Genomic DNA, 1,195 nt, shown 5'->3' with positions numbered 1-1,195 from the left:
GTTCTGAGCAGCCTATGAAGGCGAAGTCAATTCGATGGTGTTTCAGTGTTTGGGCGCGTGCTATCGCCCCCGGTCGGGAAGGGTTTCGGGGTTGGGTTGGCGGTCGGATGGTGGGTTGATGTGACTGGCAGCGTCGGCGAGCGCCGTCGCCCACCCTCCGTGCTCGACCTAGCGAACAACCGGGTTCTTCCCAACAGCCCTCATGCGAGCTCGGGTGGAGGGTGGGCGGGGCGCCCCTGCTCAGAATCGGGTTTTTCCCAAGGGGGGAGTCGGGTTCGCCCCGCCCGCGACCAGTGTCGCGCTATGCGGCCTGCGGCACCACCCCCGTTCCGGCGGCGATGGCTGGGTCCCAGGCGACACGTCGGGTGACCACGATGAACAGTTGTCGAAGCAGGGCGGCGGCGATGGCCGCGCGTGCCTGCCCGTCGCGGAGTGGGTTGTCGGCGCGGGTGGTCAGGTGGGTGTAGCGGGCCGCGTAGACCGGGTTGTGGCGCAGCGCGCCCCACAGTGCTCGCCAGGCGGCCAGCCGCAGCCCGGGGCGTCCACGGCGGGAGACTTTGGTGCTGCCGTGGAAGTTCCCGGATTCGTTTGCGCGCGGGCACAATCCAGCGTGTTTGGCCCAGGTGCGGGCGCAGTCGAAGCGGGCGGGGTCGCCGGTCTCGGCGAGGATTGCGGCCGCACCGACGACCGACAGTCCGGTGATAGTGGTGACCAGTTCGGACAGATCGAGGGCGTCGAGCACCTCGATCATCCGGTGTTCGACGTCGGTGACCTGCCCGAGGGCGTGATGCCAGTCCTCGAGCGCGTAAGCGGCGCGTTCGCAGGCTGCGGCCCGCTCGGTCTCGACTCCGCCGGGTGCGTGCGCGGCGTCGAAGATCGCGCGCAGGATACGCAGGTTGCGTCGGGTGCCGCCCCAACGAGGCAGTTGCTCGCGCACCGCGTCAGCGAACGCGCCATAGCCCATCGCCACGATCCGGCCGGGATCGGTGGACACCGTCATGGCCGCCCGCCAGGTGAGCGCATCCAGGGGATCGCTTGCAGCGGAAAGAACTGCGGGCCAAGCGCATTCGAGAAGATCACGCAATCGTTGCCGGGCCGACCCCATGGCCACGAGCTGGTCGACGCGGCGCGCACCCAGATGCCGCAGGCGGCACCAGTGCCCCTCCATCACATAGGGCACGTAGCAGCGCAGTTC

At 69.0% G+C, this 1,195-nt stretch carries 1 protein-coding gene; it reads right to left on the bottom strand.

Annotated elements, in window-relative coordinates; all coding sequences use genetic code 11:
- Positions 1–301: 301 nt before the first annotated feature.
- Positions 302–1,195 (bottom strand): transposase (locus ACIBG0_RS42260; RefSeq protein ID WP_397041301.1); only part of this gene is annotated, 894 nt, incomplete at its 5' end.

The sequence above is a fragment of the Nocardia sp. NPDC050630 genome (assembly GCF_044457245.1).
Taxonomy (GTDB): Bacteria; Actinomycetota; Actinomycetes; order Mycobacteriales; family Mycobacteriaceae; genus Nocardia.
This window is presented reverse-complemented; position numbering and strand designations above follow the sequence as displayed.